This is a genomic window from Geomonas anaerohicana (assembly GCF_016458305.1).
GTDB classification, from domain to species: Bacteria; Desulfobacterota; Desulfuromonadia; order Geobacterales; family Geobacteraceae; genus Geomonas; species Geomonas anaerohicana.
Window position 1 is genome coordinate 1 of the sequence record NZ_JAEMHL010000003.1, and the last position, 24,891, is coordinate 24,891.

Annotated in this window: 18 protein-coding genes, 1 pseudogene and 2 riboswitches; of the genes and pseudogenes, 8 read left to right on the forward strand and 11 right to left on the reverse strand. The window is 61.0% G+C overall.

From position 1 onward, the window contains the following. Positions 1 to 1,883, reverse strand: a 1,883-nt coding sequence (locus tag JFN91_RS06385) for an Ig-like domain-containing protein (RefSeq protein ID WP_199388380.1), incomplete at its 3' end; no start/stop codon positions are given. A 324-nt stretch (positions 1,884 to 2,207) separates the two neighbouring features. On the opposite strand from JFN91_RS06385, the gene JFN91_RS06390 reads away from it, so the two are divergent. The 3 genes from JFN91_RS06390 to JFN91_RS06400 are packed head-to-tail and all read left to right on the forward strand — an operon-like array spanning position 2,208 to position 5,056. Further along, positions 2,208 to 3,302 carry a glycosyltransferase family 4 protein gene (locus JFN91_RS06390; RefSeq protein ID WP_199388381.1) on the forward strand — a complete coding sequence of 365 codons (1,095 nt, stop codon included), beginning with the start codon at positions 2,208 to 2,210 and terminating at the stop codon, positions 3,300 to 3,302. Positions 3,303 to 3,317: 15 nt separating this feature from the next. Next, positions 3,318 to 4,448 (forward strand): glycosyltransferase family 2 protein, encoded by a 1,131-nt coding sequence (locus JFN91_RS06395; protein WP_199388382.1) that lies wholly within the window; start codon positions 3,318 to 3,320, stop codon positions 4,446 to 4,448. Next, positions 4,445 to 5,056 carry a YdcF family protein gene (locus JFN91_RS06400; RefSeq protein ID WP_199388383.1) on the forward strand — a complete coding sequence of 204 codons (612 nt, stop codon included), beginning with the start codon at positions 4,445 to 4,447 and terminating at the stop codon, positions 5,054 to 5,056. Before JFN91_RS06395 ends, JFN91_RS06400 begins: the two co-directional genes overlap by 4 nt. 56 nt (positions 5,057 to 5,112) lie before the next feature. On the opposite strand, the gene JFN91_RS06405 is transcribed toward JFN91_RS06400, so the two are convergent. After that, the gene (locus JFN91_RS06405) at positions 5,113 to 5,598 is read right to left on the reverse strand and encodes a fibronectin type III domain-containing protein (protein WP_199388384.1); all 486 of its coding nucleotides are present in this window, start codon (positions 5,596 to 5,598) and stop codon (positions 5,113 to 5,115) included. Between the two features lie 633 nt (positions 5,599 to 6,231). Next, positions 6,232 to 6,308: riboswitch (cyclic di-GMP riboswitch) on the forward strand. 76 nt (positions 6,309 to 6,384) lie between these two features. Between JFN91_RS06405 and JFN91_RS06410 the strand changes: the two genes are divergently transcribed. The 3 genes from JFN91_RS06410 (at position 6,385) to JFN91_RS06420 (ending at position 9,724) form a co-directional block, all read left to right on the forward strand. Further along, a complete protein-coding gene (locus tag JFN91_RS06410; protein WP_199388385.1) occupies positions 6,385 to 7,518 on the forward strand; it encodes an Ig-like domain-containing protein in 1,134 nt (377 codons plus the stop codon). A 140-nt stretch (positions 7,519 to 7,658) separates the two neighbouring features. Then, positions 7,659 to 7,735, forward strand: a riboswitch (cyclic di-GMP riboswitch). A 94-nt stretch (positions 7,736 to 7,829) separates the two neighbouring features. Further along, a complete protein-coding gene (locus tag JFN91_RS06415; RefSeq protein ID WP_199388386.1) occupies positions 7,830 to 8,984 on the forward strand; it encodes an Ig-like domain-containing protein in 1,155 nt (384 codons plus the stop codon). Positions 8,985 to 9,022: 38 nt separating this feature from the next. Further along, positions 9,023 to 9,724: an Ig-like domain-containing protein gene (locus JFN91_RS06420; protein WP_199388387.1), complete on the forward strand. Its 702-nt coding sequence runs from the start codon at positions 9,023 to 9,025 to the stop codon at positions 9,722 to 9,724. Between the two features lie 265 nt (positions 9,725 to 9,989). Here JFN91_RS06420 and JFN91_RS06425 read toward each other — a convergent pair whose 3' ends face one another. After that, positions 9,990 to 10,715, reverse strand: a complete 726-nt coding sequence (locus JFN91_RS06425) for a Crp/Fnr family transcriptional regulator (protein WP_199388388.1) — start codon at positions 10,713 to 10,715, stop codon at positions 9,990 to 9,992. A 260-nt stretch (positions 10,716 to 10,975) separates the two neighbouring features. Here JFN91_RS06425 and prsK point away from each other — a divergent pair, with 260 nt between their 5' ends. Beyond that, a complete protein-coding gene (prsK, locus tag JFN91_RS06430; protein ID WP_199388389.1) occupies positions 10,976 to 13,048 on the forward strand; it encodes an XrtA/PEP-CTERM system histidine kinase PrsK in 2,073 nt (690 codons plus the stop codon). Between the two features lie 10 nt (positions 13,049 to 13,058). Further along, on the forward strand, positions 13,059 to 14,417 hold the full coding sequence (gene prsR, locus JFN91_RS06435; protein WP_199388390.1) for a PEP-CTERM-box response regulator transcription factor: 1,359 nt from the start codon (positions 13,059 to 13,061) through the stop codon (positions 14,415 to 14,417). Positions 14,418 to 14,451: 34 nt separating this feature from the next. Here the strand turns inward: prsR and JFN91_RS06440 are convergent, their stop codons facing one another. The 8 genes and pseudogenes from JFN91_RS06440 to JFN91_RS06470 all read right to left on the reverse strand — a co-directional run bounded on the left by JFN91_RS06440 (position 14,452) and on the right by JFN91_RS06470 (position 24,760). Continuing rightward, positions 14,452 to 15,477 carry a radical SAM/SPASM domain-containing protein gene (locus JFN91_RS06440; protein ID WP_199388391.1) on the reverse strand — a complete coding sequence of 342 codons (1,026 nt, stop codon included), beginning with the start codon at positions 15,475 to 15,477 and terminating at the stop codon, positions 14,452 to 14,454. A gap of 236 nt (positions 15,478 to 15,713) precedes the next feature. After that, a complete protein-coding gene (locus JFN91_RS06445; protein WP_199388392.1) occupies positions 15,714 to 15,944 on the reverse strand; it encodes a hypothetical protein in 231 nt (76 codons plus the stop codon). 227 nt (positions 15,945 to 16,171) lie between these two features. Next, positions 16,172 to 18,424, reverse strand: a complete 2,253-nt coding sequence (locus JFN91_RS06450; protein WP_456237437.1) for a methyl-accepting chemotaxis protein — start codon at positions 18,422 to 18,424, stop codon at positions 16,172 to 16,174. 959 nt (positions 18,425 to 19,383) lie between these two features. Beyond that, positions 19,384 to 21,108 (reverse strand): choice-of-anchor D domain-containing protein, encoded by a 1,725-nt coding sequence (locus JFN91_RS06455; RefSeq protein WP_199388394.1) that lies wholly within the window; start codon positions 21,106 to 21,108, stop codon positions 19,384 to 19,386. 223 nt (positions 21,109 to 21,331) lie between these two features. Further along, positions 21,332 to 22,867 (reverse strand): VTT domain-containing protein, encoded by a 1,536-nt coding sequence (locus JFN91_RS22250; RefSeq protein WP_328746019.1) that lies wholly within the window; start codon positions 22,865 to 22,867, stop codon positions 21,332 to 21,334. Positions 22,868 to 22,912: 45 nt separating this feature from the next. After that, positions 22,913 to 23,110: pseudogene (locus JFN91_RS22480) on the reverse strand (4Fe-4S dicluster domain-containing protein); the annotation flags it as partial. 52 nt (positions 23,111 to 23,162) lie between these two features. After that, positions 23,163 to 24,098, reverse strand: a complete 936-nt coding sequence (locus JFN91_RS06465; protein ID WP_236015014.1) for a sulfurtransferase — start codon at positions 24,096 to 24,098, stop codon at positions 23,163 to 23,165. Between the two features lie 266 nt (positions 24,099 to 24,364). Beyond that, positions 24,365 to 24,760, reverse strand: a complete 396-nt coding sequence (locus tag JFN91_RS06470) for a hypothetical protein (RefSeq protein ID WP_199388397.1) — start codon at positions 24,758 to 24,760, stop codon at positions 24,365 to 24,367. Between the last annotated feature and the right edge of the window lie 131 nt (positions 24,761 to 24,891).

Consider the following 24,891-nt stretch of genomic DNA (forward strand, 5'->3'; position numbering starts at 1 on the left):
ACTCCGTTGCGGTAGAACTCCACCTTGGTGACGGCGACGTTGTCGGAGGCGGCGGCGGTTACCGTGACCGTCCCGCTCACGCTGGAACCGCTCGCGGGCGAGGAGACGGCGACCACCGGGGCGGTGGTGTCGGGTACCGGGTTGGCTACGCTGACCGACGAGTTCGTGGATGTGGTGACGTTGCCGACGGCGTCGTAGGCCTTGGCGGTGAGCGTGTAGCTGCCGTTGGCGACCTGGGTGGTGTCCCAGTTGTAGCTGTACGGGGATGCGGCGACGGTGGCCTGCAGCACGTTGTTCCGGTAGAACTCCACCTTGCTCACCCCGACGTTGTCACTGGCGTTGGCCGTGACCGCCACCGTGCCGCTGACCGTGGTCCCGGACACGGGGGAGGCGAGGCTTACGGTCGGGGCGATCAGGTCGTTGGAGACGTTGACCGTCAACACCTGGGACTGCCCCAGGTTCCCCGCCGCGTCGTACGCCTTGGCCGTCAGGTTGTACACGCCGTTGGCGACGGTCTTGCTGTCCCACGTGTAGGCGTAGGGAGCCATGTTGGTGGCCGAGAGCAGGGCGTTGTTCAGGTAGAACTCGACCCTGCTCACGCCCACGTTGTCGGTCGCGTTGGCGGCGATATTCACCGACCCGCTCACGGTCATGTTGTTCGCCGGGGAGGTGAGGGAGACCGCCGGGGCGGTCAGGTCGTTGGCGACGGTGACCGTGATCGTCTGCGACTGCCCGATGTTGCCCGCCGCGTCGTAGGCCTTGGTCATCAGGGTGTAGCTGCCGGCGGGGAGGGCGCTCGTGTCCCAGGAATAGACGTAGGGGGAGGAGGGTACGGTCGCCTTCAGTGCCCCGTTCACGTAGAACTCGACCTTGCTGACCCCGACGTTGTCGGTCGCGTCGGCCGTGACCGACACGGTGCCGGCAACCGTCGCGGCGTTTGCCGGGTAGGTGAGGGCGGTGCTGGGAGCCTGCATCTCGGCGACGGTCACCACGTTGGAATAGGCGCTCTCCTCACCGGCCGCGTTGTAGGCGGTGACGGCGAAGCTGTAGGAATGGGCGGGGTCGAGGCTGCCGATGGAGGCCGTGGTGACGTCGTGCACGTCAACCGGCGCTGGCCCCTGGAACGGCTGCGTCGCGGAGTCCGGCTGGTAGTGGACCTTGTAGCCGACCACGGAAGTGTCCGGCGAGGGGTCCCATTGCAGGGAAACCGAGGACGCGGAGGCCGCGCTGCTCATCCCCATGGTCAAAATGGCGGCAACCACGGCGTTGACGCACATCTTCTGCAGCCGTACCGCGTGGTTGATCTCGCTTCTGCGTACGTACCCCTCGGCGACGAGGACGTCACCGATCTTTCTGCCGGTCTGCCCCTGTTTGGCAAGAGCCCGTTCCAACTGCACGCGCGTGATGTGCCCGGTGGCGACCAGCAATTCGCCCAGTCTAAGCGGCGTATCGGCGGGAGCTCCCTGGTTCTGCTGCCAATCGAGAAGCCCCCTTAGCTGCAGCTCGGTGAGCATGCCCAGCCGCAAGAAGACTTCGCCGAGACGCTCCCCGGTCCTCTTCTGCTCCTCGATCGCCTCATCGAGTTGTGATGCTTTTATCTTCCCGGACTGTACTAAAAGGGCGCCCAGCAGTTTCCGGTCGCCTGCCGCCAGCTTCACCGCGTCCTCCATCCGGGTTAAGTGCGGCTGGATGAACAGCGGAGCGGCGACGTCTTCCGGATTCAGCACACCCATCCTGACCAGGACGCCGCCCAACAGCTCGTGGGTGGTCTTTTGCTCCTTCAGGGCTTGGTTGAGGGCGCGCTTCGACACGAATTTGCCATCGACCAGTATCTGGCCGAGCGCGCGCCTGGAAATCCGTTGGAGAAGGTTCGGGCTCTGCATGGTCAGCTCCTTTCTGCGGGAGGGGCTTCTGTCTCGCTCCGCAGTGGCGTTTTTCTAACTTACGCCTAAGAGTGCTGCAACATCGCCAAGTTCAGTCGGTAGGGACGGGGGGCTGGTAAGGTGCTGGATATCCGGGAGCTACCTGATATTGTAATTGCTTTGCGCCCGCATGGCAATGTCAACGTGATCTGTTCTTTCTCCCATTTATCTCAGCCAATTATCTCCAGGACAGGTGTTTACGCACTCGCTATGCCTAATTTGCCTATGTCATTGGGGTAGCAGATTCAGATTGCATAATTTTCATTGTGACTTTATATTTTTAGCATGATAAAGCTCTGTCACATAATCTCGGGCGACCTGTGGGCCGGCGCCGAGGTGATGGCCTGCCATCTGCTCCGGGAGCAGGCCGGGGACGCGGAGCTTCAGCTCAAGGTGCTTGTTTTGAACGAGGGACGGCTGGCCGCGGAGTTGAGGGAGGCGGGGTGCGCCGTGACCGTGCTGGACGAAAAACGCTACGGCTTCGCTTCCCTGCTCGGGCTGGTGCGCGGTCACCTTGAAAAGATGCGCCCCGACCTGATCCACTCCCACCGCTACAAGGAGAACCTGCTCGCGCTTTTGGGGAGCGCCGGACTGGGCGCCCGGCTGGTGGCCACGCAGCACGGGCTTCCCGAGACCGGGAAAGGGCGGAGCGCGCTGACCTCCATCAAGACGAACCTGAACTTCTTCCTGATGCGCGGCTTTTTCGGTAGGACGGTCGCAGTCTCGGACGATATCCGCGATTACTTCGTGACAAGGCTCGGCTTTCCGGGGCACAGGGTCCAGGTGGTGCATAACGGCGTCCCGGCGCCCCGCGGTGCGGCTCTCGCGAAAAACGACGCTGCACCCCTGTGCATCGGCTCTTCCGGACGGCTCTTCCAGGTCAAGGACTACCCCCTCATGGTCGAGGTGGCAGACATCGTGCGCCGGGAGCGCGACGTGGTGTTCCGCCTCGCGGGCGAGGGGCCCTGCCGGGACGAGATCCTCGCGGCCGTCGATCGTCATGGGCTTCGCGAAGACTTCACCCTGACCGGCCATATCGACAGGATGGAGCCCTTCTACCGGGGGCTCGATCTCTACCTCAACACTTCCCTGCACGAAGGTATCCCCATGACCATACTGGAGGCGATGGCGTGCGGGGTTCCGGTGGTCGCGCCGGCGGTAGGCGGCATCGGCGAGATCGTGTCCGACGGGGTGGAGGGGTACCTGGTACGGGACAGGGCACCCGCTTCCTTCGCCCGCCGCTTGATCGAACTCATAGATGACGCACCGCTGCGCGCTGCCATGTCACGCGCCGCGCGCCAGAAGGTGGATGCCATGTTTTCGGTCCGGAAGATGGCGCAGGACTACCAACGGGTCTACCGGGAACTCCTGGCGGACTGAAACCGGAGCGCACCCATGCCGATTCTCTTATGCAGCTGCATCTTCCTGGTCTTCTATGCCTACTTCGGCTACCCGCTCTCCTTGTACCTGCTGTCGCTGTTGCATCGGCGCGGGGTGGAAAAGGGCGACATCACGCCGAGGGTCACCTTCATCATCACCGCCTTCAACGAGGAAATGCGGGTCAGGGAGAAGCTCGAAAACACGGTGGCGCTCGACTACCCCGCACACCTGCTGCAGGTGATAGTCGCCTCCGACGGTTCGACGGACCGCACCAACGACATCGTGCGCGAGTTCGCGGGGTGTGGGGTCCAACTCGTTGAGGTGAAAAGGCGTGGCGGTAAGGAGAACGCCCAGCGTGAGGCGGTCGCCGTCGCGCAGGGGGAAATCCTCGTTTTCTCCGATGTGGCGACCATGATCGAAGCGGGCGCCCTGCGCCGGATGATGGCCAACTTCGCCGATCCCACGGTCGGCTGCGTGAGCAGCGTGGACCGGGTGCTCGGGCGGGACGGAAAGCCGTGCGGCGAAGGGGCCTATGTGCGCTACGAAATGTGGCTTAGGAAACTGGAGGGGAGGGTGAACTCGCTGGTGGGACTGAGCGGGTCCTTCTTCGCCGCGAGAAAGGAGGTCTGCCGCGACTTTTCCCCCGATATGCAGAGCGACTTCAGGACGCTTCTCAACAGCATGCGGCTTGGCTTACGCGGGGTAAGCGACCCGGAGGTGATCGGCCTGTATCAGGACGTCACGGACACCAGCCGCGAATTCGACCGCAAGGTGAGGACGGTGCTCAGGGGACTCACGGTCTTTTTCAGAAACCTCGAGTTTTTGAACCCGTTTCGCTACCGCCTGTTCGCGTACCAGTTCTGCTGTCACAAACTGCTGCGCTGGCTGGTCCCTTTCTTCCTGCTGGCATCCCTGCTGGTCAACGCGGCACTGGCCCCGGTCTCCGGCCTCTACCTTCTGCTCTTCCTGGCCCAGGCCGGCTTCTACATGTCGGCCCTTGCCGGTTGGAAAAGCCCTCCTCTGACCCGAAGCCTCGCCGTCAAATTGCCGCTGTATTTCGCCACGGTGAACCTCGCCATCGCCGTTGCCTGGCTGCGCTACCTGCGCGGCAACCGCCTGGTGATGTGGACTCCGTCGCAAAGATGAAGTTCGCGCGCATCAACATCGCGGCAGCAAGTCTCTGCTGCTTACTTTTTTTCGTGGTCATCCCGTCGTTTCCCCGGGTACGGGCCGTGCTGGCCGCCCCCTTGTGCGTCACCGATGCTGCGGCCGTGGGTGATGCCTGCTACGTGCTGGCGGGAGGAGAGAGCGTGTGGGAGCGTCTCAACGCCGCCGCCGACCTGATGCACTTGGGGCGGGTTCCCTGCATCTACCTCATGGATGATCCTTCCCGGGACCAGTACAACGTCCCGGAGGGACGCTCCTGGAGTAGGGGGAAGTGGTACGCCGGCTACCTCGTCTGGCGCGGCGTGCCGCAGGAGCGGATCCGGTTCGTTCCCAAAGCGGCGGGTTTTTTCGGCACCCGCACCGAGGCGGCAAACCTGGCTTCCTCTCTTCCCCCCGGGGTGCGTCGGGTGGTGATCGTGAGCTCCGCGCCGCACATGCGGCGGGCACTTCTGGCCTTTCGGCGCGCTCTTCCCGCCGCCGTGGCGGTAACCCCCTACGCCGCCACGGAGCTTGCCTCCAGCCAGGAGCTCTACTACCCTCTATGGATCGAGTACCTGAAGCTGGTCGTTTACAGCATGATAGCGTGACCTGAGACGCAGCGGGCCCGGTTCCATCGCGATTTTGGAACAGGGCCCCGAGGGCTTTAAAGGGACATGATGGTGACCGGGGTGGACCAATCGCCGGCGCCGGCGCTGAAGATGCCGCGCATCCGGATCCAGTAGTTCTGGCCGCTGACCAGATCGTTGATGTTTATCTTGCTGCAGGTCTTGACGTTGCAGTAGCCGGCCCAGTTGGCTTCGACGTTGGGATCTTTATCCGTCAGCTGGACCTCGTAGCTTCCTGCGCCGGCAAGCGCCCTCGCTTTGACGATGATGGAGCCCCTGCGCTCGCCGTGCTTCAGCGTGATATCCGGAAAGGGGAGCTGCCCCGGGTGGAGGGTACGGCGCTCTTTCTGGAAGTTGAAACCGCTGCTTTGCAGCGCCAGGATGTTGCCGGCGGCGACCAGTTGCACGTAGTTGGCTATTTTGCGCAAAACCTGCTTCGTTTCATCCCTTACCTGGTTGCGGTATTTGATCTTTTGCGAGTCGTGGTACTTTGACTCGTCCACCGCACGTTGCAGCCTTCCCACGCAGTCTCCCAGCTCCGCCAGGGAACACCCGACCCACGGCTCCGGAAAGTTAGGATTTCCCGTAAGGGCCATCAGGACTCTGCGGGCCAACTCAAGGAATGCAGCGATGGCACTAGGAAAGCTGATAATGACCTTGTCGTTAGGCATGGCTACCTCCACATTTAAAAAAATTAATTTAGACAGATGTTATCTCGGGATTTCACCGCGTCAAGCAAGGTTTTTTCCCGCGGGCAGCATCAGGGAGACTGCTCGACCCTGTTGCCTTTGCCGCTGATTAGGTTTGGTTTTGTGTTGAACGAGTTTGGTTTTCTGTTGAACAAGTTACGTTTTTCGCTGAACAAGTCTGGTTTTTGCCGGTGTATCTTGCCGCAACTGTTAACTTTTTCCGGACAGTCCGAAATGCAGGGTTGAAAATCACCAAGCTGAGGTTGTTTTTTTGCTGCACCGTGCGCTCTTTGGGCAGCTTGCTGAGCGCCCCAACTTTGTGAAGCTGCCGCGCAGGCGCAGAAGGGGGGTGAGCATGAAACCGAGCCAAATAAAAACAGCGGACCAGGTTCCAAGAAGCGTTTTTTTGTGATTTGAAATACAGTCGTGAAGGTCTTCTTCAGTTAGAAAGGGATAAAAAATTGAGGTACACGATAATACTAAACCATCCGCGAGGGTGGGACGGAAAGCCTACAGGGTCTCTCTGAGACAGCCGGGTCGCCGAAATGCCTGCACTACAGGTCGGTGCCCCGGTTTTTTTGCGCCTTGCGTCCGGGTTCCCGCCTCTTGTGGAGGTCACTATTGAAAGCATTCGTACCGCTGTTCCTTCTCGCTCTCATTCTCATTCCCGCCGCAGCTTTTTCGTCCTCGGTAAGCCTTCAGTGGGACCCTTCCGCCGATCCCGACCTGGCCGGTTACCGGGTTTATTACCAGGCCAACAGTCCCGTCCAGCCCTTTGCCGGCAGCGGCGCCGTGGAGGGGGCCGCCCCCATCGATGTCTCCACCGGCACCACCGCCTCCATAAGCGGCCTCGATCCCCGCAATTCCTACTATTTCGCGGTCACGGCCTACAATGCCAGCGGAGCGGAAAGCGTCTACTCCAACGTGGTACAGGTAAAGGAAATGGTGCCACCGGTGGTCGGCATCATCTCACCGGCCCCGAACGTCACCGTTACCGGCTCGGTTGCCGTCAACGTCAGCGCCGTTGACAACGTCGGCGTCACCAACGCGGAACTGTACGTCAACGGCAAACTCCTTGCCGGCGGCAACTCGGCTCCCTACGTGTTCAACTGGCCCACCGCCTCGCTGGCCCCCGGCCAGTACACTCTCACCGCAAAGGCGTACGACGCGGCCGGCAATGTCGGCACCGCCGAGCAGGTGGTCTTCGTTTCCGGGGACGCGGCGGCCCCGACGGTCACCATCACGGCGCCGTCCAGCAACAAGCAGGTAAGCGGCATCGTGACCGTGACGGCCGGCGCCACGGATAACGTGGGGGTTACCGGCCTTGCCCTTTACGACAACTCCACCCTCGTGTACGCCGCCAACCAGAGCCCGCTCAGCTACAACTGGAACACGGCCACAGCCGGCGCCGGGAGCCACACCCTGGTCGTGATAGCGTCCGACGCCGCGGGGAACGCCGGATCCTCCAGCGTGACCGTCACCGTCTCCAACGACGTCACCCCTCCCAGCGTCAACATCCTTTCCCCTTCCTCCTCCACGCTCAGCAATGCCAATCTCAAGGTCTCCGCTTCGGCCAAGGACAACGTCGCGGTTGTCAGAATGGAGGTCTACCTGGACGGGGCCCTGCTTCTTGGGACCAACTCGGGTTCCATCAGCGCATCGGCCAAGGTCGCCGCCGGCACCCATACGGTTGCCGTCAACGCCTATGACGCGGCAGGAAACAAGGGGAGCAGGACGGTCTCCGTCACCAGGTAGCCTTCGGCCCGGCGAGCGGGTCCCGCCGGGCACGGCGGGCGCTACCTGTTACCGCTTTATTAAAAACGTTGCTTTCCTTTTATAAATCAACTACTATGCGCCACCGATGGCCGTGATGAGAGGCCATCCATAACACAGGTAGACGATAATACTAAACCATCCGCGAGGGTGGGACGGAAAGCCTACAGGGTCTCTCTGAGACAGCCGGGTCGCCGAAATGCCAAGTACTGGTGCTGCGGTCCCGGCTTTTCTTTTTTCCTCCTTCCTGGCGAGAAACGCCCAAGGCCCACGCCGACCCTTGGGAGTCAACGATGGGAGTAAACGGAAAAGCGGGCTGGTCCCGCGTCGCTGCGATTTTTTCCCTCCTGCTGCTGTCCATTCCCCACAACTGTCTTGCCACCAGCGTCACGCTGGCGTGGGACCCAAGTCCCGATGCCGACCTGGCAGGGTACCGGATCTACTACCAGGCCAACAGCGACCATCTCCCCTTCCAGGGAACGGGAGCCGTGGAAGGAAAGGCCCCGGTCGACGGCGGCAAGGTGACCGTGGCGAGCATAACCGGTCTTGACCCCGCCAGCTCCTATTACTTCGCCGTTACCGCCTACAATTCCCTCGGCCAGGAGAGTGTCTACTCCAACATCGTCCAGATCCCCGAGACCCTCCCGCCGCTGGTCAGCATCATCTCCCCCGCGGACAACACCTCCGTAGCCACCGCCCTCGAGGTCAGCGCGGCCGCAACCGACAACGTCGGCATCGCCAAGGTCCAGTTCCTGGTGAACGGCACGCAGGTGTACGAGACCAGCGCCGCTCCCTATACGTATACCTTCAACGCCGCCCCCCTTGCCGGGGGGACCTATACCATCGCCGCCAGGGCCGTCGATCTTGCCGGCAATGCGGCGCTCTCGCAACCGGTGCACGTTTCCGTGCCCGGCGACGTGATCTCGCCCACCGTTTCCCTGGCGGCGCCTTCCTCCGGTAGCAAGGTAGCCGGGACCATCAACGTTTCGGCAAGCGCCGGGGACAACGTGGGGGTCACCAGGCTCGAGCTCTCCATCGACGGCACGCTGCTGCTTGGCAGCAACCAGAGCCCGGCAAGCTATCTCTGGAACACCACGAGCTTTGCCGACGGCAGCCACGTCATCACCGCCAGGGCGTACGATGCGGCCGGAAACAGCGGCGTCGCCTCCGCCACCGTCGTCGTCGACAACGGCGCCAGCCAGGCCGCCCCGCCTCCGCCTTCAACCTCAACCTCAACCTCAACCTCAACCTCGCCCCCCGCGGCTCCGCTTACCCTGGCAGACGCCCAGTTCGCGTTGCAGATCGCCTCGGGGCAGCAGATTCCTACCGTCGAGCAGTTGCAGCGCCTGGACTTGGCGCCTTATCTGAATGGCCTGTCGGTTCCCAACGGCAAGGTTGATACGGGCGATGTCGTCGTTATCCTCGCCAAGCTGACCGGAAAACTGTAACCAGGGTGAAGCTCGCGGTTTAAGCAGCAGGAGGAGCTATGCGCATTTTGAAACGATCGTTGTTGGGGGGAGGGATGCTGGTGCTGACTGCCTGCGGCGGCGGGGGAGGGGGAACGGCCTCGACTCCAGATGTCACCGCCCCGACCGTCGCGCTTTCCGCCCCGGCAAACGGTGCCACGATGACCGGGACCACGACCGTTACGGCAGATGCCGCCGACGATGTCGGAGTGGCCAGAGTCGATTTCTACCTGAACGGCGTCAAACAGGGGAGCGACACTACCGCTCCTTACAGTTACAGTTGGGACCCGTCGACACTTGCCAGGGGGAGTTACACCTGGGCTGCGAAGGCGTATGACGCCGCCGGCAACGAGCGCGACTCCGCCGCCGTTACCGTTACCGTCCCGGTTTATGCCACCATGGCTACCGTCGTGACCGGCACCGGTGCCGTCGGCACCGTATCCCTTGCCGGCATACCCGTTGCCGCACCTTACGGCGTGAACTTCATGGTCACCATGCCCGCAGGGGGCACCCTGTCCGGAGTCAGCACCTCCGGTCCCTATGCCGGTAGCGGGCTTGCCACCATCTCCGGTGCCAACAGTCTCATTCTCGCCAGCAGTCCGGTCGCCTCAGGGCAGATCATGACCATCACCTTTGCCAACGTGCCCTTCGGTGCCCAAGCCGCCGATTTCGACATAGCAGTATCAGCCGTCTATGACGGCGGCGGTAACTTGATTCAATAGGCCTGCGACGGTAAAAGTCACCCTTGGCGAAGACACCTTTAGAGAACTCGGGAAATCATCGCATATGCAGCCCACGAAGCGCTGCAGGTGTATCGACGTTCCCCCCTTTTGCGAAGGGGGGACAGGGGGGATTTGATTTGCGGGCGTGAGAGGTGTCGCCGAATTGAGCAGGTGAAGGATTCGCGCCGTCATAGCGCGCGGAAAGGAAGGGAGTTCGGAGTTGGGACCAGGATCAGCCGTAGAACGTTGAACATCCGTTGCCTTTTTACTGTCTTTTGCCGTTGCTCCGTGTATCGAAGAAGTTCTTGTTGAGCAGGATCGCCTTGCTGTCGAGGATGCTGATCACGTCCGACCTCTCCAGGCTGCGCAGCACGCGGCTCATGGTTTCGCGGGTCACCGAGGCGTAGCTGGCCATCTGCTGGTGGGTCATCTTCACGTCGATGATCACGCCGCGGTCGTCGCGGACCCCGTACAGCTCCCCCAGCCGGTCCAGCAGGGACAGCACCCGGTCCTGGGCGTTCTCCGCGTTGAAGCTCAGGATCTTGATCATCTCCCAGGATTCGCGCAGCCGGCTGCACAGCAGTTCGATGATCTTCTTGCGGATCGCGTCGTTGCTCATCAGGTGCTGCTGGAAATCGTCCTTGTGCAACAGCCCGATCACCGAGTCCTCGTGGGCGATGATGGTGGCCGGGGAAGTCTTGTTGTCCAGAAGCGACATCTCGCCGAAGAAGTCGTTCTTCTTGTGGATGGTGATGATCTGCTCTTTACCCTCGTCGTTCATCTTCACTACCCGCACCTTGCCCGAATAGATCAGGTACATGTAGCTGGAGGTGTCCTCCTCGTAAAGCACTATCTGTTCTTTTTCGTAGTTCTTTTTTCTAAACAGCTTCTCAACCTGGTCCACCTCGTTAGCGGTGAGGGACGAGAAGAAGGGTATGCTGCTGATGATGTTGGTTTCGTGCTTGTGTCTTTGCGATGTAGGACAAGTCATCACAGTGCCTCCGGCTCTCATTTTACCTCAGCCGTTCAAATGTTTAACACAAACAATTAGCACTTGTCAATTTATGCCTTAAGCTGTATAGGTATAGCAGGCACTGGCCTTCATTTCCTGTCTGTGCTGTGGCGGCTCACAGTCTGCCCGAAGGTGCTTGACGAGCGCCAAAGACATCGGCTCCGAGCTTTGACTTGGTCTTCAGCCGGCAGAGCAGATGAGGTGGGAGGGGCATCCGATGGCTCCCCCAAGAGGTGGCGATGGCGCTTATGCTGATTTCAGTGTTGCTGCTGCTGGTATCCGTGCTGCGCATCGTGCTGCTGGAGCGACGAAGCGGAGCGACAAGCTACCTAGCCGCCCCCTTTTTCGCCATAGCGGTCCTGGAACTGTTCGATTTTTTTGCCCTCAATTACTTCCAACCGGAGGTGGACTGGAAGCGCTGCGCGCTGTTCGTCGAGGCGCTTTTGCCGTCCGTGTGGCTCATCCTGAGCCTCACCTATGCCCGGGACATCCCGGAACGGGGGGTGCCGCTGAAGCACCGCCTCCTGGTCGGCGCCAGCCTGATGCTGGTGCTGGTCCCCGCGTTGCTGCCGGTAGCTTCCTTCTACTACGCGCCCGATTTTCCCGCCGAGCCGGTGCTGTTTTTGGCCGACGTCGGCTATTTCTTCTACGTCGCCATCCTGGTGCTGCTGGTGGTGGCACTGATGAACTTCGAGGCCACCCTGGCGAATGCCTCATCGGAGGCGCTGTGGCGGGTGAAGCTCGATATCGTCGCGCTCGGCTCCATGCTCGCCGTGCTCGTCTTTTACTACTCCAACGCCCTGTTGTACCGCTCCCTCAACCTGGAGCTCGCGCCGCTGCGGTCCCTTTTGTTCGTGATCGCCTCGGTGATGATGCTCTACGCCCGTTCCCACTGGCGCGGCAGCGCCCGCGTCAAGATCTCCCAGGCAGTCGTGCTGAAATCCGTGGTCATGGCGGTGGTTGCCGCCTACCTGATCATGCTGGGCGCCCTAGGGGAGGGGATGAAGTACTTCGGCCCCCTGTTCCCGCGGGTGCTCATCCTGTCCCTGGGGTTCGTCGCCGGGATACTGTTGCTGCTCCTGCTCCTCTCCGACCGCGCCAAGCGGGAGCTGAAGGTGCTGCTGCACAAGCACTTCTACCAGAGTAAGTACGATTACCGCGCCCAGTGGCTGGGGCTTACCGAGAGACTGTCCACCTTCGAGGACGGCGACGACCTGGTCAAAAGGGTGCTCCTCGCCTACTGCGAGATCTTCGGCGTAAAAGGCGCGGCCCTGTACCAGCACCAGCAAGGGTGCGGCTGGTACTGCGTCGCCTCCACGCTCGAACTGGAGCCGCTTCGGGAGACCATCAGCGACGACAACCCGATCCTCACCTCGCTGCGGGAGCGCCAGTGGGTCTTCTGCAGCAGCGACCCCAACCGCGAACTGACCCCGCGCGAGTGGGACTTCCTGGCAAGGTACGGCATCTCGTTCGTGGTGCCCCTGTTCGAGGGGGAGAGTCTTTCCGGCTTCATCGTGCTCGGTGCGCAGGTCGTGCCCGACGAGCAGTACCGCTACGAAGACTTCGACCTGATGAAGACCATCGCACGCCAGGTGTCGGTGGCCATGCAGCACCAGCGCCTCTCCGAGCAGTTCACCCAGGCCAAGGCCATGGAGGCCGTGGGGAGCCTGGCGACGTTCGTGGTGCACGACCTGAAAAACCTGGCGGCGACCATTTCGCTGGTGCTCGAGAACGCGCGCGAACACATCGACAACCCGGAGTTCCAGCAGGACATGCTGAACAGTCTGGGCAACACCACCAGGAAGATGCATCACCTGATCGGCCGTCTGCGCAATCTGGGCGAGAGCGAACTGTTGCAGCGCCGCCCGGTCGACCTGCTGGCCCTGACCCAGAGCTGCGCGGCAATGGTGCAGGGGAGGGCCATCTCGGTGCAGGGAAGCCAGCAGGTTGTATTGGGGGATCGGGAGGAACTGCAGAAGGTACTCTTGAACCTGTTCCTGAACGCGGTCGAGGCGTCTCCACACGAAACCCCCATCGCCGTGGAAGTTGGGTGCAACGGCACCCCCTTTGTCAAGGTGACCGACCAGGGGTGCGGCATGTCGCCGCGCTTCATCAGAAACGACCTGTTCGTGCCGTTTCGCACGTCCAAGCGGACCGGTCTCGGCATCGGTTTGTACCAGTCGCGCCAGATCGTGACCGCTCACGGCGGCAGGATCGACGTCGCCAGCGTGGAAGGGGAGGGGACCGTGTTCACTGTCCACTTGCCGGTCGCCGAGGACGATGCCGCTTCCGGCGTGATTGCTGCTGCGTGAAGGAGGAGTAGTGAGAAAGCTTCTGATTGTCGACGACAACGAGGATATCAGGCAGCAGTTGAAGTGGGGCTTGAACCAGGAGTACTCCGTACTTTTGGCGGCCGATGCCCGGGAAGCGCTCTCCCTGTTCAAGAGCGAATGCCCCGCCGTGGTGGTGCTCGACCTGGGGCTCCCTCCGTACCCGGACAGCTCCGTCGAGGGGTTTCGCTGCCTGGACGAGATGCTGGGGTTGAACCCGGTGACCAAGGTGATCATGCTGACCGGCAACAACGAGCGGGAAAACGCACTGAAGGCTATGCGCATGGGCGCCTTCGACTTCTACGCCAAGCCCCCCGTCCTGTCCGAGCTCAAGGTGATGATCGGGCGCGCCTTCCACATCGCCAACATCGAAGAGCAAAACAGCGCCCTTTCCTCGCACACGGAGGCCGAAGAACAGTGGGGCATGGTCGGCAAGTGCGCCGAGATGCAGGCGGTTTTCACCACCATCAGGAAGGTGGCCGCCTCCAACGCGCCCATCCTGATCGTGGGTGAAAGCGGCACCGGCAAGGAACTGGTGGCGGCCGCCATCCACGAGGCGAGTCAGCGCCGCAAGGGGCCGATGGTGGCGATCAACTGCGGCGCCATCCCCGAGAATCTCCTCGAGAGCGAGCTGTTCGGGCACGAGAAAGGGGCCTTCACCGGCGCCCACACCGCCGTGCGCGGCAAGCTCCAGTACGCCCACAAGGGGACACTCTTTCTCGACGAGATCGGCGAGCTCCCCGTGAACCTGCAGGTGAAGCTGCTGCGCTTTCTGCAGGAAGGGACCATCCAGCGTGTCGGCGGGCGCGAGGAGATCCCCATTGATGCCCGCACCACCTGCGCCACCAACATCGACATCCAGAAGGCGATCGAGGAGGGGCGCTTCCGTGAAGACCTCTACTACCGCATCGGCGTGGTCACCATCAAGCTTCCCCCCCTGAGGGAGCGCGGCGACGACGTCCTGATGCTGGCGGAGAATTTCCTGAAGCTGTATTGTAAGGAGAACAAGAAGAAGGTGCGGCTGTCGCCGGCGGCCATTTCCTTCCTGAAGAGGCATGATTGGCCCGGCAACGTGCGCGAGTTGAGGAACCGCATCCAGCGGGCCGTCATCATGTGCGACGGCTCCAGCATCGGCCCGCTTGACTTAGGCTGTGACGAGGAACCGCCGCCGATGCCGGTTTCCAGCAGCGACAACCTGTCACTGCGGGAAGCGCGCGAGCGGATGGAACGGGAGATGATCCTGACCGCCATAGAGCGGCAGTCCGGCAACATCCTGAAGGCCGCAGAGGAGTTAGGCGTCAGTCGTCCCACGCTCTACGACCTGATGAAGAAGCTCTCGATACACCAATGATCGGGGATGCCAAGGGTCGCGGGGTAGGGCCGCTTCAGTAAAAGTTGCAGTCGCGGCACAGGGCGTTGTCCCCGCGGGCGCTGGCGAGACGGAAGTCGCGGAAGGCGTCCCCATCCCAGATCTCGGCCAACTCCTGTTGCAGGATGTTCCCCAGCGCGACGGTTCGCTGCGAGTCGAACAGGACGTGACAAGGATAGACGTCGCCGTTGGAGCGGATGAAGATGTACTCCCAGGGGTCGAGGCAGCGCAGCATTCCCGCCGGCGGGTGTGTGGGGCGGGCGACGCAGTAGCGGCAGACGTGCACACCGAGCTTTCTTCCCATCTCCTTCAACCCATCGTCGTCAATGCCCGCCTCCTGCTCCGGGGAGAGGCGCATGGCGGCCGCCTCCGCATCGATCGGAATCAGGTTCATCAGGTCGAGGCCGTCAAAGCCAAGCCGGGCGGCGCAGCGTACCAGATCCTCCAGTTCGTCGATGTTCTCCCTGCTGATCACTGAGATCATACGGGCCTGCAGGGTGCGGGGGCGCCTGGATGTGCGTTGGGCGTTGAGCGCGACGATCGATTCCTGCCAGCGCTCGTGGTTCGCCCCCCGCCGCAGCGCCTGGAACCGCTCGGGCCGGGTGCTGTCGCAGGACACCAGCAGCGACCTGATGCTTTCCCGCGCGAGGATTGCCTCCCGGTTGGCCGCGGTGAGCAGGGTCCCGTTGGTGATGAACTCGCAGGTCATGTCGCGCCGGGCCAGCATGTCGACCAGCCCGAAAAAGTCCGGGTGCATGAGCGGTTCCCCGATCCCGCTCATGAGGACGCGCGGCACCTTGGGGATGCGGTCCAGGACAACGAACAGCTCTTCCCGGTCCAGGTGCTTCCCCTTGCCGGAGTCCCTCGAATTGGAACAGGAGGGGCAGCTGAGGTTGCACATGTTGGTTACTTCGATCTGCACCCGCGCGGGGAGCCAGCGCGGCTTGTCCGGCTCGACAAACCGCTTGAGCTCCTTCTTGCGCAGGTGATCCCAGGCGAGCCCCTTGATGAGGCCGGCTATGCTCTGCGAGAATGCGTCCATTGGGTGGGTATGCTTGTGCAGGGTGTGTTGTGACTCATGAGTTGCAAAGGGTTCTTTTTCTCATGGTTCAGAGTCTACCGGCTTTTGGCGAGGTTGCAAGAAGGGGCGGGCGGCGCCCGGAACAAAGCAGGGACGGCAACGAGGGGGGAAAAGCCGGACTGCGGGGGGCAGAGGCAGCGGTTCGAAACGTCGCAGGGGCGGCGGTTATGCCGGCCCTGCGACGTTTCCGGATTATTTCAAAGCCCCGGAGGGGCGGGGGGAGGGGTCCAGGCTGCAGGGGGGCGGGGGACACGGCTGCCGATGGGGCTGGTTTCGCAACTGGGGCAGCTTACCGTGCCGCTGCCGAAGCAGACGCTGCAATCTGATTCCCAGATATCCAGTACCGGCACGTAGTACCGGTTGCCGGTGCCGCCGCACTCGGGGCAGGTGATCACCTTCTTACCTTTACAGTCGATGCAAATTCCCATGATTACAACTCCTTTCGCGCTTGCGCACGTTCTGGCTCATCGAGCTGGAGTTGTGCAGTATAGAATATGGTTGGCGGTTGTCAATTAAAATAAATAAATATTAATGCAGCCCGGTTCACAGATTGCTCTCACGAACCAGGAGGCAGGGAGGCGAGGGGGGATGGGCAGGTCGGTAGGCCTACTGAGGCCGCCTCGTCTCTTGGACGAGGCGGCCTCTCGTTTATGGTCTAGAAGCGTTCGAAGTCGTTGTGGTCCAGGCTCAGCGCCACTCCCTTGTCGATGGCGGCCTGCTTGCCGCGCGCTTTGGTGCTGACCTTGGCTTCTGAAGCCGCATAGGTCATCGCCGCGGCTTTGCGCCCGTTGTGCCGCTTCATCCCCTCCGGAACCCGACCTGCATGGCCGTCGTTGTCCCTGACCTGGAAGAAGGAGACCGTGCTCTGCAACTGGGCGGCTTGGGAGGAGAGTTCCTCGGCGGTCGAGGACATCTCTTCGGCCACCGTCGCGTTCTTCTGGATCACCTGGTCCAGCACCTGTATCGCCTGGTTGATCTGCTGGGCACCGCCGTCCTGCTCCTTGCTGGCGGCGCTGATCTCCTGGACCAGTTCCGCCGTTCTTTGGATGTTGGGCAGGATCTCACCCAGGAGAGCTTCCGCCTTTTCGGCGATTTCGACACTCGAAGTGGAGAGTGTGGAGATCTCCCCAGCCGCCTTCTGGCTCCGCTCGGCGAGCTTTCTCACCTCGGCTGCCACCACCGCGAAGCCCTTGCCGTGCTCCCCGGCGCGCGCCGCCTCGATGGCGGCATTGAGCGCCAGCATGTTGGTCTGCCGCGCGATCTCCTCGACGATGGAAATCTTGCCTGCAATCTCCTTCATGGCCGCGAGTGTCTCGGCCACCGCCTTGCCTCCCTCCTGCGCGTCCAGCGCCGACTTCACGGCGATCTTCTCGGTCTGCATCGCGTTGTCCGCCGTCTGCCTGATGTTGGCGCTCATCTCCTCCATGGAACTCGACGCCTGCTCGGCCGAAGCCGCCTGCTCGGTGGCCCCCTGCGAGGTGTTTTCAGCGTTCTCGGCCAACTCCTTGCTCCCCAGCGTCACGTTGTCCGCCGCCTGTTTCACGTCGAGGACCACGTCCGAGAGCTTTTGCACCATCGCCGCCAGGTCCTTGAGCAGTTCGTCCTTCTCGGAGCGCGGCGTCACCTCGACGCCCAGGTTGCCGTCGGCGATTTCCTTGGTGATGCCGATGACCCGATCCATGGCAAGCTTTACGCTCTTCAGGCTGTCGTTGATGCGTGTGAAGTCGGAGTGGGCCTCCCTTGTGTGCTGGTCCGGCTGCGCGATGGCGAAATCGAGGTCCAGGTCCCCCTGCGCGAGGAGGTGGAGGTTCAACGCCATTCTTTCGATCTCGGCCTTGGTGTAATCGCGGTTCCTGATGATCGCCGTCAGGTCCTGGACCACCTCCACGTAGCCGATCTTCTCCCCCTTGCGGTTCATCAGGTAGGTGGTGTCCTGCTTGCATCCGGAGCCGCACCAGTCGAAGTAGCTCTCCGGCACTCCCCGATGCAGCTGCTTGATCCCGCACCCTTCCGTGTTGCAGATATTGGCGGCCGCGTTGCTGCAGGGAAGCCCCAGCGCGGTGCGCCGGTCCCTGATGCGCCCTTCTTTCACCAGCAGCGCCTCGAACGGTTTGTTGAGGAAGGTCCAGTTCATGTCGTTGTCGGTGACGTGGATCGGGAAGGGGACCGCATCTATGATCGCCTCGTACCAGTCGTTTTTCTCCACCACCACGTCCAGGGTGCGGTTCACCCCGTCCACGATGGCCCGGTATTCGCCCTGGTGCTTGGAAGCGTCGGAGCGGGTCTGGAAGTTGCCGGCGAGGGCCGCGTTGACGAGCGTCTCGGTGTCCACGATCATGGCCCCCACGGCGTCCTTGACCCTGGAGAGGCTGTCGTTGATCTTGACGAAATTGTCACGCGCCTCCACGGTGTGCTGGTCCGCTTCCGCCACCTTCAGGTCGAGGTCAAGATTGCCCAGCGCGAGTTTGGTTAGGTTTGCGGCCATGCGCTCCACCTCGGCCTGGGTGTAGTCCCGGTTCCTGATGATCGCGGTGAGGTCGGTCACCGTCTCGACGTAGCCGATGCGCTCTCCCTTGCTGTTCAGGAGGTAGGCAGTGTCCTGCTTGCATTCCGAGCCGCACCAGGTGAAGAAGCTCTCGTTCACGCCCTTGTTGAGCTGTTTGATGCCGCACCCTTCGTTGTTGCAGATGTTGGCGGCCGCGTTGCTGCATGCATGCCCGACGGCGGAATCGCGGTCCTTGATGCGCCCCTCGCGCACCAGCAGCGTCTCGAACGGCTTGTTCATGAAGGTCCAGTTCATGTCGTTGTCGGTGACGTGCACCGGGAACGGAACCGCGTCGATGATGGCGCGGAACCAGTCGTTCTTCTCGGTGAGGCGATCACGCTCCTCCTCGAATTCCCTCGTCATGGTCTCCACGGTCCGCGTGCTGTTCTCCGCGAGCCGGTCACGCTCTCCTTCGAACTCCCTGGTCATCGTCTCGACCGTTTTGGAGTTTTGCTCCAAGAGGCGGTTTCGTTCCGCTTCAACGGTGCGCGCCAGGTGCCAGCCTAGGGCGAGGGTGAGGGCGAATGCCACGGCACCGGCACCAAAGCCCAATGACGTCGAACCACGCCCCGTCGCGAGACAGCCCGAGGCACCCAGGATCGCCGCAGCAGTGAAAGAAATCAATACCTTTACCTTGAGTTTCATCTTTTCCATCCTTCCTGTCCTTGTATCTGGTTTAGTGATGGCGTCGCCTCGACGCGTTGATGTGTGGCTCCCGGCACGACGGAAGAGGCGAGGCCGCCGGCGTCGTGTTCGAGAGGGTGTCTTGATAAGTTTTGGCACCATCCCGAAGTGATTTGAAGCTGCTTTCGGCGGGGCGCCGAATAAATGAAGGGGAAAACGATTAGCTCAGCTGAATATGGAAAGGGCGGGAAAGAGTGAGGAGTGTATTTGGCTGTATAAGGCGAGGAATAAATTGAGAAAAAAAGTATACACAATCGAAATTGTAAGACATTATTTTTCTGTTACTTATCCTGTAAACGGTAAAGGTGACACGCTACTTTTCCATTTCCAGTCTCACGGTTCTTACTAAAGTAACCAGGTCCACTTTTACTTGTAAAGGACACTACCCTCAGTAGTTCAGCCTCCACGTACCGCTTCAACCATTGTGCATGCCGTCCACGAAGCGCCGCCCGAGGCCTGACGTCCCCCTTTGCAAAGGGGGACAGGGGGGATTTGCCCGCCCCGCGGTGCCATTTTTTCTCTCCGCTACGCAGTCAACGAGTCATGGAACGCGATCAACAAGTCATTGGCGAAGGAGGCCGGGAGAGGGGAGGCAGGGGCGGTAATGCCCCTGCCTTTAACGAATGGAAGGTGTATCGCTAGGGGATGTCGCCGACCGCCTTATTGTTCGTCTCGTCTGTTTCCGTTATGACGTTGGCAGGGTCGATCACGCCGATCAGGTAGAGGTTCCCTGGGTCCTTTGTTCCGGTTGCGTAACGGAGTGAAGTTGCCTTGCTCGCGCCTGCCGCGATGCTTGTGACCTTATAGGTTCCGATAAACGTATCCTCGCCCGACAGGGTCTGGTCGTTAGAGAGATAGAGCTTCACCATTACATTGGCGGCGCTTGCGGTACCAATGTTGAAGGTGGTAAACGTGCCGGAGACGGAGAAGCTGCCGCGTTTTTGTGTCTTGGTCACCTTGGACCATGCCCCGTAGAGGTCAGGGAGCAGGTTCACTCCGCGGCCGGTGATGGAGACGGTTGTCGTTCCGTCGGGATCGTTGGAGGGGATCACCAGGGAAGCGGACTGGGGTCCTTCAGCGCTCGGGGTGAAGCTTACCTGGACGGTGCAGTTCGCGGAAGGCGATACGGTCACCCCGGAACAGTTGTCCGTTGCCACCTTGAAGTCGGCGGCTCCTGAGAGCGCGAGCGTGCCCACGACAAGGGGAGCGGTTCCGGTATTGGCAACGGTGAACGTCTGGCTGGTGGTGGTATTAAGGCTGCGGCTGTTAAAATCATACGGGCTCGGCGAGACGGATAGGTTGGGAGTGCCGGTCGTGGAGGCAAGGTTCACGATGCTCACACCCCAAAGGGCCATCCCGGAGTAGCTTCCCCCCCACGTCATGCTGTGGGTGCTGTTGTCCCAGGTGTCGTGGAGGTGCACCGTGTTGGGATCCTCGTAGCCAACCCCGACGATGGAATGCCCTTCCAGGTTGAGGAGTACGGGGCGCCCGGCGTCGATCTCGCCTTTGTACTGGGCAAACGAGAAACCACCCGCATGTACGTTGTCGGTCATCTGGGTGTAGCAATCGGTGACGGTGTAACCCCGCGCCTCGTAAAAGAGCTTCCTTCCGTAGGTGCCGTCCAGCCTCGCTACGCTGCTCCCCATTGCGGAACAGGTCAGTGGCGTCGCCGCGTCTATGTAGTAGAACGAGGTAGAACCGTCGACGTTGTTGTAGGCGGACTGGCTTGTCTTCATGTAGTCCCCAACCGAGTCGCCCCACGTATGTTCCGTCCATGTTCCGACGTAGGGGTCCTTGAGGTTGCTCAGGTAGGAGATCCAGTAGTCATCGATGGAGCCCCGGGTGGTTCTGCCGTCGATCCCCATGTGGGACGCGATGAGCGGATTGTTGGGGTACACGTCACCGGTTTTGTCGGTCCATTGTCCCCAGGCGGAATCTTCTGTGAGCGGGACGACGCCGCCGCCGGTCGGGCCCGTATAGATATTCGGGTATCCGGTACGGTCGTAGTACCCGGCGATCATGGAGCCGGAAACGGCGGAACAGCCGAAGACCCACTGGAAAGCAGGCACTTCCACCAGCGAGTTAATCCCCGCAGCAGGCATGGGTGCCGGCAGGGAGCTCGTCGCGCGGGTGTGATAGCCGTAGGGAGGTTTGGGCGGGCCGTTTATGTCGGCCCGCTGCAGCACGCTGTCGTCGCTGTAGAGGGTGGCCTGGGTGCTGAAGTAGGGATTGATCCGTTTCAAGGGGCCTTGCGCTACGGGAACCTTGTCCGCGGGAGGTTGGGCGTAGACGGTAAGGGGGAAGAGGGTGGCAAGGAGCGACATTGCTACCAAAGAGCAGAATGCTGTCAACGGTCTTTTCATAGACGTTCCCTCCATTCGCGTTAATGGCAGTTCTGTATGGTGCCCGGGCACTATGCCGACGGGTGCTGTGTGGATTCTATCAGCAATCTGAAAGGAAACAGTGCGTTAGTAGATAACGTCGGGACCCGGACGAAATGTCACATCGAGCAGTATCGCTTGGGATTGAGGTGGGTGAGTCTGGTGGCCTTTGCGAAGGGGAGACAGAGGGGCCTCTACGCGATGGTCACGGCCTTGCCCTCTTTCGATACCAGGCCGGGAGCAGCATGACAGCAGCAATGAGCGCCGCACCTGCAAAGAGCGCCGGTGAAGCCTTTCCCTTGAGCAATTGCGGCAAGGAACTGGAGAATACGATGAAGGCTATGCAGGCCGGCAGCATGAACAGAAAGCTGGCAGTGACATAATGCCAGTACGGGATCCTGGTCAGGCCGAAGGCGTAGTTGAGCAAGTTGAAAGGGAAGAGGGGGACCAGCCGGGTAACGGCGACGATCTTCCATCCCTGTTCAGCGACCTTCCGGTCAAGGTTCTGCCACATCTCCCCGCTCAGCCTTGCTGCCACCCAGTCCCTTGCCAGATACCTCGCCACCAGGAACGACGCAGAGGCTCCCAAGGTGGCCCCGGTTATGGCGTAGATGACTCCCCACAGGGGGCCGAACAGCAAGCCCGCAGCGATGGCCATAGGCAGGCCGGGCAGAAATAGCACCGGCGTGATGCCGTACAGGAGGATGAAGATCACCGGAGCCAGTATCTCGTGCCCCTGGAGCATCTGCTTGAGAGTTGCCGGATCGCAGACCTGGTTCCCTCCGGCCAGCCGAAACAGCAACGCCGCTGCGGCTATCACCAGCACCATGGTAGCGGCCTTTACGCGTTTCGTGGTTTCAATTGCCACCTCTTTTCCTCCTCGTTCCCGCATTACCGCGAAATGTCCCCTGTTGCGAAATCTGCGTTTCAGTGCCAGCCGGTTCAGATAGGTGAAGGGAGCCCGCGACACCTTCGACCTGCCGGCCTTGGCGAGTTCCGGCGACAACCAGAGGTCGAGCGCATGCATCGTCGTCGTCTTGCCGCGGTAGGTTTCCGCGCATGCCGCGCAGTACGTTACCATCGCTCTTCCCGCCGCTTCGGCGGCGCGAGATGCGGCTGCATCCTCGAGCGCATTCGGGAGTACGAAGTTCACTCCGCCGCCGCGTCCGCAGCACTGGGTCCTTTGCCGCGCATGCTTCATCTCCTCCACGTGCAGTCCTCGGTGCGCAACAAGTTGCCGGACTGCGTCCTGCATCGACTTCATCCCCCTCGACACGCACGGGTCGTGGATTACCACGCAGGGGGACCCGCTATCGGGGATGGCGCCCGGTATGCCGGCCAAGACCTCGTAGACTGTCTCCACCTTGAAGTGGCCACCGTACTCACTGAAGATCCGGTGACAGTTGGGGCAAGCCACCAGCACCTTTTTAATCCCTTTTTCCAGCAGATAGTCCGTGATCTCCTTGAACGAGGTGTCGAAATGCTCCTTTCTGCCCAGGCTGTGCGATGGCTTCAGGCAGCAGTCGAGTACGATGCCTAGTTCGGGAAGCGTCCGCCTCAACTCCTCGTACACCTTCCACACCACGCCCGGGCGGGAGCCGGGGAGGGCGCAACCCGGAAAAAAGATGGCGCTGCAGCTCTCCGGCAACCCGTAGAAGGTGAAGGCGCGCGAGGTGCCTCTTCGTTCATAGGCGATCAGTGGAGCGTGTCGCGGGTCGTCAGCCCCCTTTGCTTGCCGCACTTCCCGCCGACGCTCAAGAAAAAAAGCGGCGGGGTCGATCCCAACTGGGCAGACTGCGGTGCAGAGCCCGCAAAGTGTGCATTGGAAAGGATCGTACTCCGCTTCTCCACTTGCCAATTCCTTGGGGGTTCCGGCTCGCTGCAGGAAACCACATTCCTTCACACAGATATTGCACCCGGTGCAACGGCCGACATTGCCGGCGGTTGCACTCGTTGCCACGGGTGTCTGGTCAGTTACTGCCATTAGCTGTTCCGAGGGTGGGGAGGAGACTCCCCACCGCAGTTGAGATGGATGATCAGGGAATTGCCGCTACGGTAGGCGCAGTGCTGCAACCGGTGACGATCGGGAGGGAAGGATCCTTGGACCAGCCGATCCAGGAACTGTCGTAGTTGTGCAGTTTGTCCAGGGACCAGCCCAGGAGATAAAAAGTAAAGAGTGCCTGCGTGGAGCGCACCCCGGACTGGCAGAAGAAGTACTGCTCCTTTTTGGGATCCGCTCCGAGTTTTTTCAGGGTGGCGGCAGCCTCCTCAGCCGAAACCCACTCAGCTTTGTTGGCTTTCTGCTTGAAGAGCTCCCAGTTGGCGAATTTCCCCCACGGGATGCGTCCTTTACGATGGGCTCCTTTTTTCAGTTCTTCGCCGCAGAATTCCTTCTGTTCACGGTCGTCCCAAAGCTGCCCCTTGGGCGAGTCTTTGAGCGCCACTATCTCCGGGGTGTCGACCCTCAAGCGGGGATAGGTGACTTTGGCAATGAAGTTGCCGCCATGGCGCTTCTCAGGGGCCAGGAAGTCGGTGTCGTATCCCGCGTCTTTCCAGGCCTTGGTCCCGCCGTCCAGAACCCTTACGTCGGTTTTACCGTAATAGAAAAAGGCCCACCAAAGCCGCGTCGCATCGTACTTGGCGTCGTAGACGACGACCTTCGAGTTTTTGTTGATGCCGAGTTGCCTTGTCAGTTTTGTGAACCCTTCGGCATTGATGAGGTTACCGGTGATGCCGTTTTGAGTCTCGGCCGGAGCTTCGTAGTCAGGACGATCCACCATGAACGAACCGGGAATATGGCCGACGCGGTACTCAAGTTCGTTTTCGGCCGCAAGGATGATCAGGTTGGGATCCTTGGAGTCGACGAGGTGCTTCAACTCGGCTGCCGTGATCAGCGCGTTGCCCCGGGCATAGCCCTTATACCCCTGCTTCGTCCCCGATGCATACGCCCCTGTGGATAGTAACAATAACATCGCAATAGTCAAGAAAAGCCTGGCTGCGGACCCTTTCATTTTACAACCTCCATAGTAAAGTAATTCGTGACGACATCACTAACTAAAAAAGTCGTAAAAATCAAGGAGAATTGTCAAAGTGCAAAGCTAAAGTAATGACTCTTGGAATTCATGCGTGGGTAAGAGAGGTAAAAGTGCGATCCAGGGAGCGTGTTCCTCTCTTCGTGAACGGTGTATGGGCAAAACAGAAGAGGTCTTTGCCTGTTCCTGTCCATGCACCGCTGCTCCTACCAGGGGAAAGGGGGGCTTGGCGCGTTTTGCCTCCGTTTCTCATCCGGGTCATGTTTCCCGACAAGGTTCGCCATGCCCCGAAGCAGGCTCATCTGGAAGATGGATTCATTGCGGGCCGTCTCCAGTACCCCTTCCTTGTCGCGGGCGCCATCCAAAAACTCATGGTAGATGCTGAGGTGTTGATTATGGGTTGCCTGTATCTTCTCCAGGTTGGGCAACAGGCTGTAGATCTTTTCCAGGATGGATGGGTCATTACTCAAAAGGGTGAGGAGGTCGCCGTTTGCGCGGATAACTTCCTCGTCCTTTGCCCCGCCTTTACGATTTCTTCCCATGTTGTCGGCCTCCCTTAGTAGATTGGACTGCTCCAATGCATTAGCGGTTGCAAGGCGCATTGCAAGAACATCGGAAGTCGGGCTTTCTCGAGATCGAGGCGGCAGCAGGGGGGCAGCAAATGGCTTGAGCGGCCCCTCATCCGCCTTACGCTGAGCATCTGTGGGGGGGGGCGCTGTAAAGCTTTTGTGGG